This is a genomic window from Rhodopila sp., assembly GCF_965276935.1.
Classification (GTDB): domain Bacteria; phylum Pseudomonadota; class Alphaproteobacteria; order Acetobacterales; family Acetobacteraceae; genus Rhodopila.
The window spans coordinates 860,921-877,655 of the sequence record NZ_CBDIBS010000003.1 but is presented as its reverse complement, the minus strand read 5'-3'; the positions used below and the strand labels follow the sequence as shown (position 1 = coordinate 877,655).

Sequence of the window (16,735 nt, the reverse complement as noted above, 5' to 3'; positions counted from 1 at the left end):
GGGTCAGGCGACGGGTGCCAGGCGCGGCACACGCAGCGGAGCATAGGCCGGTGCGGCCGGCGCGAAAGCTTCCATTACCGTCGCCGCCGGTTCGCGGATCATGTAGCCGCGGCCCCAGATGGTCCCGATCATGTTGTCGGCGCCGGCATGCGCGAGTTTCTTGCGCAGCTTGCAGACGAAAACGTCGATGATCTTAACCTCTGGTTCATCCATCCCGCCGTAAAGATGATTTAGAAACGCTTCCTTGGTCAGCACCATGCCCTTACGCAACACCAGCAGTTCCAGGATGGAGTATTCCTTGCCGGTCAAGCGGACATCCTTGCCGGCGACGGTGACTTCGCGACTATCCAGGTTCAGCTCCAACGGCCCCAAGCGGACGGAAGGTTGGCTAAAACCCTTGCTGCGACGGACGATCGCCTGCATCCGTGCCAGCAGTTCGGCCTTGTCGTATGGCTTGGTGATAAAATCATCCGCACCGAGGCTGAGCGCTTTCACCCGCGCCTGTGGCATTGTCAGACCCGACAGGATGATGACGGGCGTGTCGTTGCGGGAGATGCGCATGCGCCGTACCACCTCGAACCCCTCGATGTCCGGCAGGGCCAGATCCAGCAGAATTATGTCGTATTCATAATGCCGCAGGAGCTCCAGCGCTTCTTGCCCGCTATCAGTCTGATCCATGATCACGCCAGCGGCTTTCAGCATGAGGTTGATGCCTCGCGCCGCAATCAGGTCGTCTTCAACGAGCAGGACGCGCATCCGCCCCTCCTTAACAATCACGAATTAGCAATTAGCACTATAGCGTGTTTTTAGCTATCGAAAAGTTTACCTGATGGTGTAAATTTTTACTCGCGTCATCACCAACAGGCGCCTGGTCCAGAATATTTCAGGAACGTTAATGTTAATTAGATCATGATGTCTAAATGAGAAATCATAGTCTCGACGATCGGCTAACCGCGTCCTCCGCGCTGCTTCGTCGCATTCCTATCGCCAGCATCAGTGGCACGGTTGTCAATCTGCACGGACTGCTGGTGGAGATCGACGGCGTCAGCGGCTTGATTGCAGTTGGCGACCGGCTTGATTTATGCACACGCGATGGCCGAATTGTGCCGGCCGAGGTGATCGGCTTCCGCAACCGGCTGGCCCAAGCCATGGCATTCGCACCGCTGGACGGCCTTGGGCCAGGCGCCCGGGCGGAACTTCTCACCCGGTATCACGGCATGATCGATGTTGGTCCCGGCTTGCTTGGCCGGGTGATCGATCCGCTCTGCGCGCCGCTCGACCGGAAGGGCGCCTTGCTAGGCGGCGCGGTTGCGCGGCCCACGCGCGTCGCTCCGCCCGACGCTATCCTGCGGGCACGGGTCGGACCACGGATCGACCTCGGCGTCCGCGCCCTCAACTGCTTCGCCACTTGCCGACAGGGCCAGCGGCTCGGCCTGTTCGCCGGTTCCGGCGTCGGCAAATCGACGCTGCTGTCGATGATGACCCGGGGCACCGCGTGCGATATCGTCGTGCTTGCCCTGGTGGGGGAGCGTGGGCGGGAAGTGCGGGAGTTCCTGGAGGACGACCTTGGGCCCGACGGCCTGGCACGGTCGGTGGTCGTCGTCGCCACCTCCGACGCACCACCGCTGATGCGCCGGCAATGTGCCTATACGGCAATGACAATCGCAGAGCACTTCCGTGACGAGGGCCTGTCCGTGCTGCTGCTGATGGACAGTGTGACGCGCTTCTGCCTTGCGCTGCGGGAGATCGGGTTGTCCACTGGCGAGCCTCCCGCCACCCGCGGCTATCCACCGAGCGTCTTCGCGGAACTGCCCCGGTTGCTGGAACGTGCGGGCCCCGGCCTGCAGCGCCCGGACGGCAGTGCCGGCCAGATCACTGGGTTGTTCACCGTGCTGATCGAAGGCGATGACCACAATGAACCGGTCGCCGACGCGGTCCGCGGCATCCTGGACGGGCATATCGTGATGGACCGGCGGATCGCCGAGGCCGGCCGTTATCCGGCAATCGACATCCTGCGCTCCTTGTCGCGCCTTGCCGCGGGCTGCCTGGATGAAGGGCAGACCGCGCTGATCAGGCGCGCGCGCGGGATTTTGGCGGTGCACGCGGAGATGATCGATATGGTTCGGCTCGGGGCCTACCGTGCGGGCAGTGATGCCGCGGTGGATGAAGCGCTGCGCCTGACGCCGGCCATTGAAGCCGTCCTGCGGCAGGAGCGGCACGACATCACCGGCTTCGATGATGCATTCCTGCGGCTGAACCAGGCGATGGAAGCCTGATATGGCCCATAATCCGATGGCCCGTAATCCGATGGCCCGTAATCCGATGGCTGGTGATCCGATAGCCGGTGATCCGTCGCGGCGTGATCCACTGCGGGTTGTGCTGACCATACGGCAGCGAGCCGTCGATCAGTCGCGCCAGGCTCTGGTCATCTGCCTGAACGCGGAAACCGCGGCGATGGAGGCGGTCCGCACGATTGATCAGGCGGTTCGTCAGGAGCGCACGGTGGCGGACCAGACGATGGCGCAGCAGCACGGCATGGAACTGTTCACTGCCTGGCTCAATCAAGCCTGGACAAGACGGGAGGCCGCGGTGGCAGCACTTGCCGCCGCTGAAGCACGAAGCACGCAGGCGCGCGCCGATCTGGCCGCAGCCCGCTCAGCGGCGGAGGCAACGGAGCAATTAATCGAAGACCGAAGGACCGCCCAACGGGCAGCGGCTGAAGCGCGTCAGGCTCATGACCTGGATGACGTCGCCAGGGCGCAGCATCGCGCACGTGGGCTTGAGCAATCCCGGTGGGAAGCTGGCGGAGCAGGGAATGATCGTTAACAACGTGCCAGGCTGTGACTATGTCGACGAAAGGCGTGATACATAAGACACCAGAAATAACATCCTTAGCTCATACTTAATCTTGTCTTGTCATCCCCCTTGATCCGGAAAACATGCATTGCGGCCCCATGATCCGAAGGACGCCCCGCAGTTTCGGTCTCGCGGTGAAAACCTGGTGCAGAGGGTCGCGTGCCTAGAGATGCTGAATCACGGTCAGGATTTCGTTGAGGTGAAGCACATGATCATACATGTTCGAAATAATTAGCTGAAGTTAGCCTCACAGGAATTTGCCAGTCATGCACCGCGATTTAGACGGCTGAGTTACCTATATCTGAGATCATGGATATCATAATGTCATATACTTCTACAATTTCGGACTCCATGTCCGCCTATACAGTCCTTGTTGTGGAGGACGACATGATGGTGCGCATGCCAATTGCGGAATACCTCCGGGATTGCGGTTACAACGTTCTGGAAGCGGGCGATGCTTCCGAAGCAATTGCCGTGCTGGATGCAACAGTGCCAGTGAGCCTGGTATTCAGCGATGTGCGGATGCCTGGTTCGATGGACGGGTTCGGGCTGGCTCGTTGGCTGCGCAGCCATCATCCGGATATCCCTGTCATCCTCACGTCCGGTTACAATAACAGTCGTAGTCTTTCGCAGGATCTGGCGCAGGGCGTCAGGCTGATCGAAAAGCCATATCTGCAAGGCCATGTTGCTCGGCGAATTCGGGATCTGCTCGACAATTAGGTGATGTTCTCGGGGGTTGCCGCGGCTTTGGCAGGATCCGCCGACCGCGTCCGATGCCGGTGATTCTTCCTCACAAAAGGTTTGGCGGCCAGCCCGACGTCTAGCGTCCTGAACCGATCGGCGCGCAATTGCTGCGACCCGATGCGACACAATCCTGGATCGCCGAAGCGTGGCGAAGCTGCTGCATCACGAACAGCACCCCCAGGATCAACACAACGATCAGGCCGAGCCCAACCAGTGCGCGCAACGGGGAGGCGGGCTGGGGGTCGGAGGGAGAGCCGGAGGGATCCTGCTGGTCATCCTCGGTCCTCATGCCCGCTCTCGTCCTTCCTCGACCGCATGGCAAGCGACTTCGACTCCAGCGGTCCTGGTATAGGCCGGTTTTTCAATCCGACACCGTTCGTTGGCAAGCGGGCAACGTGGGTGGAACGGGCAGCCTGAGGGTGGCGCGATGGGGCTTGGCACCTCACCGCCCACCGGCGTGCGGCGGCGTCCGATCTGCTCCAGATCCGGGATCGCCTCCAGCAGCAGGCGGGTATAGGGATGGCGCGGACCGCGGAAGATGGCTTCGGCGGGGCCGAGTTCAACAATGCGGCCGAGATACATGACCCCCAGGCGGTCCGCCATATGCCGCACCACGGCCAGGTTATGGCTGATGAACAGATAGGTCAGGCCGAGGCGACGCTGCAGGTCGCGCATCAGATTGAGGATCTGCGCCTGCACGGATACATCCAGCGCGCTGGTGGGTTCGTCGCAGACCAGGAACTCCGGCTCGCTCGCCAGAGCGCGAGCGATGGATACGCGCTGGCGCTGCCCGCCGGAGAACTCGTGCGGGTATCGGTCACCGTCGCGCACGGTAAGGCCGACCTCGGCAAGCAAGGACCCGACGCGGGCCTGCACTTCGTTTGGGCGGGTGGCGAGGGTGAAGGCGCGGATCGGTTCGGCAACGATGTCACGCACACGCCAGCGCGGATTCAGCGAGGCGTAGGGGTCCTGGAAGATCATGTTCATCCGCCGGCGCAACGCGGGTTGCGCACGGGCCGCGGAGAGAGGCTTGTTTTCGAAACGGATTTCACCAATGGTCGCGGCGTGCAAGCCGACCGCCAGGCGAGCAATGGTCGACTTGCCGCAGCCGGACTCGCCGACCAGGGCAAAGGTGGTGCCGGCTGGGACGGCGAATGACACATCGTCCACCGCGCGCAATCGGCGCTTCTGTTCGCGGGCCACAAGGCGTTGCAGGAAGGGGCGTGAGACATCAAAGAAGTGCGAGACGCCGATCGCTTCCAGGACGATGCGTTTGGCGGTCATGACAGGCTCGCCAGGAAGGCCAGGGCGCTGCCCTGGACCCGCAAAGGGCCACTGGCCCTTTGATCCCACCCATAAGCGGTTTCAAGGGGCGTCGCCCCTTGGCGGGGTCGAGGGGCGGAGCCCTCGGCTTGCCTAGCCATCAGCATGCAACCAGCACGCCGCCTGCGTGGCGCCAGCCGGCAGCAGCTCCGGCCGCTGCGCCAGGCACCGATCGAACGCGTGCGGGCAGCGTGGATGAAACCGGCAGCCGGTCGGGATGGCGTCCAGGCGGGGCATGGCGCCGTCGATCTGGCGCAGGCGGTCGACCCGGTGTTCCAGGGCAGGAATACTGGCCATCAGGCCCTCGGTGTAGGGATGCGCGGGATGGCGGACAACGGCGGCGACCGGACCGATCTCGGCGATCCGTCCGGCGTACATCACCGCCACACGGTCGGCGGTCTCGGCGATCACGCCCATATCGTGAGTCACCAGCATGACCGCGGTGCCATGGTCGCGGGTCAGATCCTTGAGCAAGGTAATGATTTGCGCCTGAACCGACACATCCAGCGCGGTGGTCGGCTCATCGGCAATGACCAGAGCCGGTTCAGCACACAGCGCCAGGGCGATGACCACGCGCTGACGCTGGCCGCCGGAGAACTCATGCGGGTAAGCGCCGAACCGTTGGGCGGCGGCGGGGATGCCGACGCGTTCCAGCCAGCCAATCGCCCTATCACGCGCCTGGTTGCCGGATAGGCGCAGATGAGTCTGCATTGTCTCGGTCAACTGCCGACCGATGGTGTACAGCGGGTTCAGCGTGGTCAGCGGGTCCTGGAAGATGGTGCCGATGCGTCGCCCTCGGATGCGACGGAGCGGTTCGGCCTCAAGGTTGTCGATGCGTTGTCCATCCAGACGGATTTCCCCGGAGGCGATGCGGCCTGGGCGTTCCAGCAGACCGACGATGGCGGCCCCGGTCAGCGACTTGCCCGCACCGGATTCGCCGACGACGCCCAGCACCTCGCCGGTGTCAATGCTGAAGGACACACGGTCCAGGGCGCGCAGCACGCCGCGGCGGGTGGGAAACTCGACTGTCAGGTCCACCACCTCCAGCAGCCCCATCATCGCAACCCCATCATCGCAGCCTGGGGTTCAGCGCGTCGCGCAGCCAGTCGCCGAGGAGGTTGATCGACAACACCATCAGGATCAGCGCCAAGCCGGGAAAGACGCTGACCCACCACTGGCCGCTGAACAGGAAGTCGTCGCCGAAGCGGATCAGGGTGCCGAGGGACGGCCGGGTCGGCGGCAGGCCGACGCCGAGAAAGGACAGGGTGGCCTCCGCGATGATGGCCAGACCGAGGCCGAGGGTGCCGATCACCATGACCGGACCGATGACGTTGGGCAGGACGTGCGTCAGCATGATCTTCCAGGAGGGGACCCCGATCACCCGTGCCGCCGCCACGTAGTCCTTGTTGCGCTCGACCAGTGTGGAGCCACGGACGGTGCGGGCGAAGCTGGGCCACAAGCTGATGCCGATGGCGAAGACGATGACGTCGATCTGCAGCGCGTCGCGCATCGTGCGCGGCAGGGCGGCACTGATCACGCCGTCGACCAGCAGCGCCGTCAAGATTGAAGGGAAGGTCAGTTGCACATCGGCAATGCGCATCAGCAGCGTGTCGATCACGCCGCCCGCATAGCCAGCCAGCAGCCCAATGGCGACGCCGACGACGATCGCGAACAGCACGGAACTGGCGCCGACCAGCAGGCTGATCCGCATGCCGTACATGATGGCCGACAGGACGTCACGACCCTGGTTGTCGGTGCCCAGCGGGTTCGACCAATCGGCATCGGGTGCACCGATGGGCGGCTTGAAACTGTCCAGCAGCGAAAGAGAGGCCACGTCCATCGGGTTGTGCGGCGCCAGGACAGGGGCAAACACCGCGGCGATCAGCAGCACCAGCAAGATGCCGCTGGAGATCAACGCGACCGGCGACCGGCGGAAGCCGTACATCAGATCGCTGTCCCAGCCGCGAAAAAGCCGTCCGCGAAAAACCCGCCCGCGAAAAACCCGTCCGGCCATCAGCGCCGCAGCCGCAGCCGCGGATCGACGGCATAATACAGCAGGTCCACGACCAGGTTGATGACCACGAAGACCAACGCAATCAGAATCAGATAAGCGGACATCACCGGAATATCCGCCACCGCCACCGACTGCACCAGCAGCAGTCCCATTCCGGGCCACTGGAACACCGTCTCGGTGACGAGCGAGAAGGCAACGATCCCGCCGAACTGCAAGCCGATGACGGTGATGACCGGAACCAGCGTGTTCTTTAGCGCATGGCCGAAATTGATCGTCCGGCTGGTCAGGCCGCGGGCGCGGGCGAATTTTATGTAGTCGGTGCGCAAGACCTCCAGCATCTCGGCGCGCACCAGGCGCATGATCAGCGTCATCTGGAACAGGCCAAGCGTGATGGACGGCAGGATCAGTGAGCGGATGCCGGCCCAAGAGGTCAAGCCGGTGGTCCACCAGGCGCCAACATGCACGACCGGGCCTCGCCCGAAGCTCGGCAGCCAGCCGAGCCAGACGGAGAACAGCAGGATCAGCAGGATGCCCAGCAGGAAGGTCGGCAGCGATACCCCGACCAGGGAGACGACCATGAACAGCCGCGACAGCGGCGTGGTGCGGTGGATGCCGGTATAGACGCCCATCGGCACGCCGATCGCCAGCGCCAGCACCGACGCGGTCAGCGCCAGTTCCAATGTCGCCGGCGACCGTTCGGCGATCAGGCGGGAGACGGGTTGCGCGAGCCGGTAGCTGATGCCGAAGTTGCCGTGCAGCGCGTTCAGCAGGAAGTGCCAGTACTGGACGAAGAAGGGCTGATCGAGGCCAAGCTGGCGGATGAGTTCCAGGCGCTGCGCTTCCGTGTGGTCCTGCCCCAGCAGGATGTTGACCGGATCACCAACGTAGGCAAACAGCGCGAAGGCGATGAAGCCGACGATCAGCAGAACCGGAATGGCCTGGAGAATCCGCGATATGATGAAGCCGAACATGGTGCTGACACATAACGCGCACCGCTGGGCTGTTGGCAAGCTGTGGCGGCGCCGGCGCAACGGCGGTCTGGCTGCGGTATGGCCAAGACGGTCTGGCGGACACAATCTTGTTGCATCGCGGAAATTTGAACGGATAAAATCCCAATGCCTATCGAGTCGGCACGGCCAGCCCGAGGGGTGTTCGGGTTAACCAGGAAGGATTGTCCGTGGACCAAAATGCCGAAGCGACGCATTCCTATGTCCGTGCCGCCCCTGGCAGGGTTTTCGCCAGATTGGCGCGGAGGACCGCGGATGGAACGCTGGTGCGCGGCATGCACGTCGAGTTCACGCCGGCGCAGGCGCTGCAGATGGCGCGTCACCTCGACGAGTGCGCCAGGATGGCGATCGCGGCGGATGGACCGCCGCAGCGGCAGACCGGCAATTCGACTGGCCGACCCGTGGACGTGTTACCTTCAGCCTGACCATTCGGAACACCGTCATCGTGAGCACGGGCCGCCTTGACAGTGAACCGCCGGTGCTTCCGTCCTCATTTGTGGTCCCCGATGCCCCCCGGTTCCGAACAATGACATAGACGCAAGCGAACCGGCGCGCCGGCCGCGCATTATCCATGGCATGTCGCAAGCACCCGTCCAGACCACCGACCCGCACCCCTTCAGCCTGTCGCCCGACATCCTCAAGGCCACGGCGAAGGCGGCCAAGCTGCGCTATGTCTCCGACCGCACCCGCGGCATCCGGCGGGAGCTGACGGGTGAGGGTTTCGAGTTTTACGATCCCAAGGGTGCGAAAATCACCGATGACGAGGAACTGAGCCGCATCCGCAAGCTGGCGATTCCCCCCGCCTACCAGGATGTCTGGATCTGCCCGCACGCCAACGGACACTTGCAGGCAACCGGGCGCGATGCGCGCGGCCGCAAGCAGTATCGCTACCACCCACGCTGGCGGCAGGTGCGTGATGAGGGCAAATACGGCAAGATGTTGCTGTTCGGCAAGGTGCTGCCGACAATCCGCGCCCAGGCTGAACGCGATCTGGCCAGGCGCGGCCTGCCGCGTGAGAAAGTGCTCGCCGCGATCGTCCGCCTGCTGGAGAGCACGCTAATCCGTGTCGGCAACGAGGAGTATGCCAAAACCAACAACAGCTTTGGCCTGACGACGTTGCGAAACAGGCATGTCAAGGTCGAGGGTGAGAACCGCATCCGCTTCGACTTCCGCGGCAAGAGCGGCACCGAGCATCATATCGATCTGCGCAACCGGAAGCTGGCCGCCATTGTCCGACGTTGCCAGGACATGCCGGGCCAGGAGCTTTTTCAGTACCTTGATGACGAGGGGCAGCCGCACACTGTCGGATCGGATGAGGTCAATGACTATTTGCAGGAGATCACCGGAGAGGAGATCACGGCCAAGGATTTTCGCACCTGGGCGGCGACCAATCTCGCGGCGCTGGCCTTGCAACGACTGGAAGTATTCGACAGCCAGGCGAAAGCCAAGAAGAACGTCGTTCAGGCCGTCGAAGCCGTTTCCAAGATGCTCGGCAATACGCCGGCGATCTGCCGCAAATGCTACATTCATCCAGGGATCTTCGACGGCTACCTGGATGGCAGCCTGCTTGAGGCGCTGAAGCAGCGAACCGAGGAGAAGCTGGCCGATCCGGGTCACGGCCTGCGCGCGGAAGAGGCCGCGGTGATGGCGTTCCTCGACCAGCAGCTTGGAGGTTCCACTACCGCAACAAGAATTCAGGTAGGCGCCGGAGACCGGAAAAAGCCGGACGCGCGTGCAACGGCAGAGTAGCGTTCCGCCGATTTGCCGCAGCTTCTTCCAGCGGCCCGCGCCCGAGGTTGCCCGGGACATGATCGGCACGACACTTCTGGTCGACGGCGTCGGCGGTGTCGTGGTCGAGACCGAGGCATACGACCGCGACGACCCGGCCTCGCACAGCTTCCGCGGCCGCACCCTGCGCAACGCTTCGATGTTTGGCTTCGCGGGTTGTGCCTACATCTACCGCTCGTACGGCCTTCACTGGTGTCTGAACGCCGTCTGCGGCGCCGAGGCTTCCGGCAGTGCGGTGCTGATCAGGGCGCTGCAGCCGGTTTCGGGTATTGATGTCATGCGGGATCGGCGGAAAGTCGTCGATCCTCGGCAGCTTTGCAGCGGGCCAGGCCGTTTATGTCAGGCACTCGGCGTAACCGGGTCGTTGGATGGCCAGGCGCTCGATACACCGCCCTTTGCGGTCGAATCACGATCAGAAACCGTGCAGATCGTCGCCGGGCGCCGCGTCGGAATCACACGTGGTATCGAGACACCCTGGCGCTTCGGTTTGTCCCGTTCGGTCTTCCTGAGCCGGACAGTCAGGGCGTGATCTCCGATGCCCATGACAAGCAGCAGGCGGCTTTCGGGGCCACGGCGCAGTAAGTAGCCAGGGAGTTGAAGCAGAGACACATACTGGATGTTCGGGCCGCAATTTGGTCACAAAGCTGTGCGCGCTGCGTACCGGTTGTGACGCGGCCACGTTAGACCTCCATCAGCCGAACTCCGATGGAGCATAGCAAGATGAAAGCCGTCATCTATAATGGGCCGCGTGAGGTCAGCGTCGGTCGGGCTCCCGACGCGAAGATCGAAAAGCCGACCGATGTCGTCGTACGCGTGACGACGACGAACATCTGCGGTTCCGACCTGCACATGTACGAGGGCCGCACCAGCTTCGAGACAGGCCGGATATTCGGCCACGAAAACCTCGGTCAGGTCATCGAGATCGGTGCCGGGGTTGACCGGATCAAGAAGGGCGATTGGGTTTGCCTGCCGTTCAACGTCGGCTGCGGCTTCTGCGAGAACTGCGAGCGCGGGCTGACCGGATTTTGCCTGACCTGCAACCCAGGCTCCGCCGGCGCCGCCTACGGGTTTGCCGAGATGGGTCCTTATGAAGGCGGTCAGGCGGAATTGCTGCGTGTGCCTTATGCCGACTTTAACTGCCTTTCCTTGCCGGAGGACGCGCAAGAGAAGCAGGATGACTACGTCATGCTGTCCGACATCTTCCCCACCGGCTGGCACTCGACCGAGCTGGCTGGGTTAATGCCGGGGGAGACGGTGGCCATCTATGGTGCCGGCCCGGTTGGCCTGATGGCCGTGCATTCGGCGGCGATCAAGGGCGCGTCCCGCATCTTCTCGGTTGACGCGCATGACGACCGGCTGGCGCTGGCGAAGTCGCTTGGCGCCATTCCCATCGACACGCGGCGCTGTGATCCGGTGGAGGAGATTCTCGGCCAGACCGGTGGGCTTGGCACGGATCGCGGCTGCGAATGCGTCGGCTACCAGTGCTGCGACCGTCATGGTCGGGAGGCGAACAACGTCACGATGAACAGCTTGGTTGCCTCGACCAAGGCGACCGGCGGCATCGGTGTGGTCGGCGTATTCGTGCCGCAGGACCCCGGCGGCCCGGACGAACTGGCCAAGCAGGGCAAGATGGCGTTCGACTTCGGCGCTTTCTGGTTCAAGGGCCAGCAGATCCGCACCGGGCAGTGCAACGTGAAGGCCTACAACCGGCGCCTGCGCGACCTGATCCACGTCGGCAAGGCGACGCCGTCCTGCATCATCTCGCATCGCCTTGGATTGGACGACGCGCCGGATGCCTACAAGCACTTCGACGCACGCGATGAAGGATGGACGAAAGTGGTGCTGAAGCCAGCGGCCTGATCCTTTTCCTTTTGTCAATCCAGTTGCGGCTGCTCAGCACATCCGCTCGGGTTTCGAAATCGCGACCGAATGCCTGCAACCTCGGCTGGACGTAGGTCAGTGGCATCTGGAGGGTAACCAATAACCGAGGCGCGGCCATTTACACGTGCCTCGCTTATCAACCAGTCGCGGAACTGCCGTACCTGACGGACCCGCAGCCGACCCGGCAGTGTGACGAACCAGTGGCCGTCTGGGCCGAGCACCGGCGGATCGGGGGCGCGTTCCGCCAGCAGGCCATTGGCCAGCATCTCGGCGATCAGGTTGCGGTCCACGACCGCCGCACCCATGCCGGCCACTGCCGCCTGCACCGCCAGGGCCCGGGTCTCGAACGTCAGGGCGGACGGCGCGTCCGGCAGACCGAGGGCGCCGGCGACCAGCCGCCAGTCATCCGGTCGCGTTCGGGCGGCGAGGCGAGGAAGTTCGGAAGCGGCGTTCAGCAGTCTTGGAGCAGTCACCAGCACAGGACGATCGCGAAACAGCAGGGTCTTTTCCAGGCCGGTCCAGCCGCTGGCTCCGTCTTCGCCGCGGCCCCAGCGGATGGCGCACTCGAATGGTTCGGCGGCAAGATCCACCGGCTGTGTACCGGTGGTCAGCAGCAGGCACGTATCAGGATGGCGCGACTGGAAGCTGGTCAGCCGCGGCACCAGCCAGAGCGTGAGAAAACTCGACAGCGTGGAGACGCGGATATCGCTGGCCTGATGCGTGGCCTCGGCGATGGCGAGGTCGATTGCATCGAACGCCGTGATCAGGCGGGCACCGAGCGCGGCGCCGGCCTCGGTCAACCGGATCCGTGGGTTGTGGGCCGAGAACAGCGTGATGGAGAGGATCTGTTCGAGTTCCCGCAGCAGATGGGAAACGGCGGAGGGAGTCACATTCAGGCTACGAGAGGCTCCAGCTAGGCTGCCGGCGCGGGTGGTCTCGGCGAAGGCGCGCAGCGCGCGGAGCGAGGGGGCGGGCATGAGATATCCTCATGATGGCGATCAATGTTCTCATTAGCGCTCCGCGACCGGTTGCGCCAGGATGGCTGAGGAGGTGGCACATGCTGAAAGCACATTTCGATCAGTTGGCGGCGTACAATCACTTCGCCAACACGCGGCTATATAGTGACGCCGCAGGCTTGCCTGATGATGTCCGCAAGCGGCCGATCGGGCTGTTCTTTGACAGCCTGCACGGCACGTTAAACCACCTGCTGGTGACGGATTACATCTGGCTGCGGCGGATGACCGGCGAGGGGCCCCAGCCGGAGCGGCTGAACCAGATCCTGCACGAGGATTTCGCCAAACTGCGACTGGCGCGCGAGGCGGAGGACGCTCGCATTATTGCATTCGTTACGGGATTGACCGCCGTCGATTACGACGCAGTACTGGAATATCGGAATTCAACCGGCAAGCTGTTTCAGCAACAGTTGGCGGCGGCGCTGACGCATCTGTTCAATCACCAGACGCATCATCGCGGGCAGGCGCATGCGGCGCTGACAATCCTGGGCATCGCGGAACCGGCGTCACTAGACCTGCTGGCGCTGCAACGGTCGGCCGCCGCCTGAGGTCGCGGATCGGTTTGGGCCGTGCCAGGCGACAATCAGGTGACCCTGGAGAGCCTTTTACGATGCGCTACGCTGAAGGGGGCGAAGCCCTGCGATGCAAAGAAATGCTGCGCATCGAGGTTGGCTACCCACGTCCCCAAGGCGATTTCGTCAACACTTTCCAAAGCGGCCTGATGTTCAAGATAGCGCATCAAGGCGGCGGCAATGCCACGGCGGCGTGCCTCTTGCACGACCGAGATATGATGCAGGTAGATGCGTGATCTGGCAGGCGTCAACGGCGTTTCAGGTCTCGACTGTCGTTTGAACCAGGCGTAGCCGACAGGCACGTGATCGGCCTCGGCCATCCCAATCGTGTTCCTTGGATTGGCCAATTGTGCCGCGAAAAATGCACGCAGTGCGGACTGGTCCGGCGTCAATTTGAAATCGTCCGGATAAAGCATCGCGGGAAGCGTTTGGACGACCTGATTGAGCTGAACGAGCGCATCAAGATCAGCCTCCGCCGCGGCACGCACATTCGTTGACATCGCGACGCCTCCTGCCTCAGAGGTTATCCAATCCTCAGGCCGCCAACTTCTCCGCCCGGATGTCCTTGATATCGCGGAACGTCAAACTCGGCGCCATTTCTTCCGCCCGCCGCATCATGAATCCGGAGGTCGCCAGGAACACCGGATCGCCATCGACATCATCGGCCATGGCGACGCGGTTTTCAGCGACAAATTTGCCCAGCGCCATCCGGTCCGCCGCTGACACCCAACGCGCCAGGGAATAGGTCGATGTTTCGAATCCGATGGCCACACCATACTCGCCGGCCAGACGCGATTGCAGCACGTCCAACTGCAACGTGCCGACAACGCCCACCAGCGGCGCCGATCCGTCCTGTGGCCGGAACAACTGGACCACGCCTTCCTCGGCCAGTTCCACCAGCGCCTGGCGCAGCTTCTTCGCCTTCATCGCGTCGTCCAGCCGGACGCGACGCAGAATTTCGGGGGCAAAATAGGGCACGCCGGTGAACTGAATGTCCTCGCCTTCCGTCAGCGTGTCGCCAATGCGCAGGGTGCCGTGATTGGGAATGCCGACCACGTCGCCGGCGAAGGCCTCGTCGGCGATCTCGCGTTCGCGCGCGAAGAAGAACTGCGGCGCGTGCAGCGGGATGGACTTACCAGTTCGCACCTGCTTCAGCCGCATGCCGCGCACCAGGCGCCCCGAGCAGACCCGTGCGAAGGCGATGCGGTCGCGATGATTGGGGTCCATGTTCGCCTGAATTTTGAATACAAGCGCGGTCAGACCCGCCTCGGTCGCCTGGATGATCCGCCTGTCGGCTGGCTGGGCGCGCGGCCGCGGACCGTATTCCGCCAGCCCGTCGAGCAGGTCGTTCACGCCGATGTCCTTGATCGCGCTGCCGAAATACACCGGCGTCAGATGCCCGGCGTTGAAGCTTTCCAGATCGAATTCCGGCAGCGCCGAGCGGATCAGGTCCACCTCGTCGCCGACCGCCTGCAAGCGCGGATCGGACTGCGCCAGGTCCCTGGTCAGGTGCATCGCCCGCTTGCGCAGGTCATAGGTGCCGGCAAAGTCGGCCGCGCGCCCGACCGGCCAGGTGACGGGGGCGGTGTCTAGCGCCAACGTGGAGGCGATCTCGTCCAGCAACTCGATCGGGTCGCGCGCCTCGCGGTCCATCTTGTTGATGAACGTGACGATGGGGATGTCGCGCAGGCGGCAAATCTCGAACAGCTTGCGCGTGCGTGCCTCGATCCCCTTGGCGGCATCGATCACCATCACGGCGGAATCCACGGCGGTCAGCGTGCGATAAGTGTCCTCAGAGAAATCCTCGTGGCCCGGCGTATCCAGCAGATTGAAGACGCAGCCGGAATGTTCGAATGTCATGACCGAGGTGACGACGGAGATGCCGCGGTCGCGTTCGATCCCCATCCAGTCGGAGCGGGTGCGTCGCCGTTCGCCCTTGGCGCGGACATTTCCGGCAAGCTGGATGGCGCCGCCGGCGCGCAGCAGGTGCTCGGTCAGCGTCGTCTTGCCGGCGTCGGGATGGGAGATGATGGCGAAGGTGCGGCGGCGGGCGATCTCGGTGGCGGGGTCGGTCATTCCGGGGCTTTCGTGACAACGGCCCTGTATATAGTTGCTGCCAGGCGACGGATCAAAAAAGGTGATGGAGCGGTGAAACCAGTGGTCAAGCAGCCGCCGCGGCCGGCGCAGGTGCGGATCGAGCGGGTCGGCGCGGACGGTGACGGTGTCGGGACGCTGCCGGACGGCGTTCCGGTCTACGTGCCGTTCACCCTGCCGAACGAGGTGGTGACGGTCGGCCCGACGCGGCCCCGCGGCGAGGGTTGGCTTGCCCGGGCCGACAGCATCGAGCAGGTCAGCCAGGCGAGGATCGAAGCGCCCTGCGACTATTTCGGCCGCTGCGGCGGCTGCGCGCTGCAGCACTGGCGCGAGCCGGATTACGCCGATTGGAAGACCGGCCTGCTGGTCGCGGCGTTGCGGCGGGCGGGGTATGCGGAGATTCCGGCGGTGACGCTGCTCCGCGGGCTGCCGGGCGAACGGCGCCGGCTGGATTTCGCCGTGCGGCGATCGCACGGAAAGATCATCCTGGGGCTGCATTCGGCCGGATCGGGCGAGGTGATCGACCTGACCCACTGTCTGGTGTTGCATCCCATGCTGATGGCGCTGATGACGCCGCTGCGAACGGTCCTGTACGGGCTGGCGGCGATCCGACGGGCGGCGTCGGTGGTCATCAACCTGCTGGACTCGGGTCCGGACGTGCTGCTGCGGACGGATGCGGCGCTGTCGCTGGCCGACCGCAACGCGCTGATCAGTTTTGCTCAGGCGCATGGCGTTCCCCGCCTGTCCTGGGCTTCGGGCAATGCGCCGAGCGAGCCGGTATGCATGTTTCGCCCGCCGGTTGCCATCCTGTCCGGCGTCGAGGTCCGGCCGCCGCCCGGCGTCTTCCTGCAGGCGACAGCGGCAGCCGAGGCCGCGATCGTCACGGCCATCCTGGCCGGGCTGCCGGAGCGTATGACCAGCCGATCCCGGATCGCTGAACTTTATGCCGGATGTGGGACGCTGACATTTGCCCTGGCGGGCCAAGCACGCGTGGCCGCCTGGGAGGGCGATGCGGCGTCAGTCTCGGCGCTGAAGGAGGCGGCTAATCGCGCCGGCCTGGCGGGACGGATTGACGTAACGCCACGCGACCTGGCGCGTCAGCCGCTGGCGGTGAAGGAACTGGCCGGGTTCGCCGCGGTGGTGCTGGACCCGCCGCATGCGGGTGCGGCGGCGCAGATTGTCCATGTCGCGGCCGCCCGGGTGCCGGCGGTGATCTACGTAAGCTGCAACCCTGCGACGCTGTTGCGCGATGCGCGGACGTTGCACGCCGCCGGCTACACGCTCTCCGCTGTGACCGCCATTGATCAATTCCTCTGGTCAGCTCGACTGGAAACGGTCAGCGTGTTTCACCGAGGCGCGTAGCCTGATCGCATGATTCACGCGCCTCACGCGAGCAGCGCGTACTTTGGACGATGACCGTTCCGCTGTGCGCAATCATGCGCC

At 64.0% G+C, this 16,735-nt stretch carries 18 protein-coding genes; 9 read left to right on the top strand and 9 right to left on the bottom strand.

Annotated elements, in window-relative coordinates; genetic code table 11:
- Nucleotides 1-3: 3 nt before the first annotated feature.
- Complete coding sequence (gene ctrA, locus ACQY4S_RS11880) at nucleotides 4-756, bottom strand: response regulator transcription factor CtrA (protein WP_428485410.1); 753 nt, start codon at nucleotides 754-756, stop codon at nucleotides 4-6.
- Between the two features lie 164 nt (nucleotides 757-920).
- Between ctrA and ACQY4S_RS11875 the strand changes: the two genes are divergently transcribed.
- From ACQY4S_RS11875 to ACQY4S_RS11865, 3 genes are all read left to right on the top strand, one after another.
- A complete protein-coding gene (locus ACQY4S_RS11875; RefSeq protein WP_428485409.1) occupies nucleotides 921-2,276 on the top strand; it encodes a FliI/YscN family ATPase in 1,356 nt (451 codons plus the stop codon).
- A 1-nt stretch (nucleotide 2,277) separates the two neighbouring features.
- On the top strand, nucleotides 2,278-2,826 hold the full coding sequence (locus ACQY4S_RS11870; protein WP_428485408.1) for a hypothetical protein: 549 nt from the start codon (nucleotides 2,278-2,280) through the stop codon (nucleotides 2,824-2,826).
- 339 nt (nucleotides 2,827-3,165) lie between these two features.
- On the top strand, nucleotides 3,166-3,576 hold the full coding sequence (locus ACQY4S_RS11865) for a response regulator (protein WP_428485407.1): 411 nt from the start codon (nucleotides 3,166-3,168) through the stop codon (nucleotides 3,574-3,576).
- A 100-nt stretch (nucleotides 3,577-3,676) separates the two neighbouring features.
- On the opposite strand, the gene ACQY4S_RS11860 is transcribed toward ACQY4S_RS11865, so the two are convergent.
- The 5 genes from ACQY4S_RS11860 to ACQY4S_RS11840 all read right to left on the bottom strand — a co-directional run bounded on the left by ACQY4S_RS11860 (nucleotide 3,677) and on the right by ACQY4S_RS11840 (nucleotide 7,908).
- Entirely contained in the window at nucleotides 3,677-3,889 is a 213-nt protein-coding gene (locus tag ACQY4S_RS11860) for a hypothetical protein (RefSeq protein ID WP_428485406.1), read from the bottom strand.
- Complete coding sequence (locus ACQY4S_RS11855; RefSeq protein ID WP_428485405.1) at nucleotides 3,886-4,884, bottom strand: ABC transporter ATP-binding protein; 999 nt, start codon at nucleotides 4,882-4,884, stop codon at nucleotides 3,886-3,888. The genes ACQY4S_RS11860 and ACQY4S_RS11855 overlap by 4 nt, the downstream gene beginning before the upstream one ends.
- Nucleotides 4,885-5,016: 132 nt before the next feature.
- Nucleotides 5,017-5,982, bottom strand: a complete 966-nt coding sequence (locus tag ACQY4S_RS11850; protein ID WP_428485404.1) for an ABC transporter ATP-binding protein — start codon at nucleotides 5,980-5,982, stop codon at nucleotides 5,017-5,019.
- A 10-nt stretch (nucleotides 5,983-5,992) separates the two neighbouring features.
- Nucleotides 5,993-6,937, bottom strand: a complete 945-nt coding sequence (locus tag ACQY4S_RS11845) for an ABC transporter permease (RefSeq protein WP_428485403.1) — start codon at nucleotides 6,935-6,937, stop codon at nucleotides 5,993-5,995.
- Nucleotides 6,937-7,908 carry an ABC transporter permease gene (locus ACQY4S_RS11840; RefSeq protein WP_428485402.1) on the bottom strand — a complete coding sequence of 324 codons (972 nt, stop codon included), beginning with the start codon at nucleotides 7,906-7,908 and terminating at the stop codon, nucleotides 6,937-6,939. Before ACQY4S_RS11840 ends, ACQY4S_RS11845 begins: the two co-directional genes overlap by 1 nt.
- Before the next feature lie 206 nt (nucleotides 7,909-8,114).
- Between ACQY4S_RS11840 and ACQY4S_RS11835 the strand changes: the two genes are divergently transcribed.
- The 4 genes from ACQY4S_RS11835 to ACQY4S_RS11820 all read left to right on the top strand — a co-directional run bounded on the left by ACQY4S_RS11835 (nucleotide 8,115) and on the right by ACQY4S_RS11820 (nucleotide 11,592).
- Entirely contained in the window at nucleotides 8,115-8,369 is a 255-nt protein-coding gene (locus tag ACQY4S_RS11835) for a hypothetical protein (RefSeq protein WP_428485401.1), read from the top strand.
- Nucleotides 8,370-8,520: 151 nt separating this feature from the next.
- Entirely contained in the window at nucleotides 8,521-9,693 is a 1,173-nt protein-coding gene (locus ACQY4S_RS11830; RefSeq protein WP_428485400.1) for a DNA topoisomerase IB, read from the top strand.
- Nucleotides 9,677-10,261, top strand: coding sequence for a DNA-3-methyladenine glycosylase (locus ACQY4S_RS11825; RefSeq protein ID WP_428485399.1), 585 nt, complete (start codon nucleotides 9,677-9,679; stop codon nucleotides 10,259-10,261). Before ACQY4S_RS11830 ends, ACQY4S_RS11825 begins: the two co-directional genes overlap by 17 nt.
- Before the next feature lie 191 nt (nucleotides 10,262-10,452).
- Entirely contained in the window at nucleotides 10,453-11,592 is a 1,140-nt protein-coding gene (locus tag ACQY4S_RS11820) for a glutathione-independent formaldehyde dehydrogenase (protein WP_428485398.1), read from the top strand.
- A gap of 14 nt (nucleotides 11,593-11,606) precedes the next feature.
- Here the strand turns inward: ACQY4S_RS11820 and ACQY4S_RS11815 are convergent, their stop codons facing one another.
- Nucleotides 11,607-12,590 carry a LysR substrate-binding domain-containing protein gene (locus ACQY4S_RS11815; RefSeq protein WP_428485397.1) on the bottom strand — a complete coding sequence of 328 codons (984 nt, stop codon included), beginning with the start codon at nucleotides 12,588-12,590 and terminating at the stop codon, nucleotides 11,607-11,609.
- 80 nt (nucleotides 12,591-12,670) lie between these two features.
- Between ACQY4S_RS11815 and ACQY4S_RS11810 the strand changes: the two genes are divergently transcribed.
- Entirely contained in the window at nucleotides 12,671-13,174 is a 504-nt protein-coding gene (locus ACQY4S_RS11810) for a DinB family protein (protein ID WP_428485396.1), read from the top strand.
- Nucleotides 13,175-13,209: 35 nt separating this feature from the next.
- Here the strand turns inward: ACQY4S_RS11810 and ACQY4S_RS11805 are convergent, their stop codons facing one another.
- Complete coding sequence (locus tag ACQY4S_RS11805; RefSeq protein ID WP_428485395.1) at nucleotides 13,210-13,698, bottom strand: GNAT family N-acetyltransferase; 489 nt, start codon at nucleotides 13,696-13,698, stop codon at nucleotides 13,210-13,212.
- Between the two features lie 34 nt (nucleotides 13,699-13,732).
- Complete coding sequence (locus ACQY4S_RS11800; RefSeq protein WP_428485394.1) at nucleotides 13,733-15,274, bottom strand: peptide chain release factor 3; 1,542 nt, start codon at nucleotides 15,272-15,274, stop codon at nucleotides 13,733-13,735.
- Nucleotides 15,275-15,346: 72 nt separating this feature from the next.
- On the opposite strand from ACQY4S_RS11800, the gene ACQY4S_RS11795 reads away from it, so the two are divergent.
- The gene (locus ACQY4S_RS11795) at nucleotides 15,347-16,654 is read left to right on the top strand and encodes a class I SAM-dependent RNA methyltransferase (RefSeq protein WP_428485393.1); all 1,308 of its coding nucleotides are present in this window, start codon (nucleotides 15,347-15,349) and stop codon (nucleotides 16,652-16,654) included.
- Nucleotides 16,655-16,735: the final 81 nt, after the last annotated feature.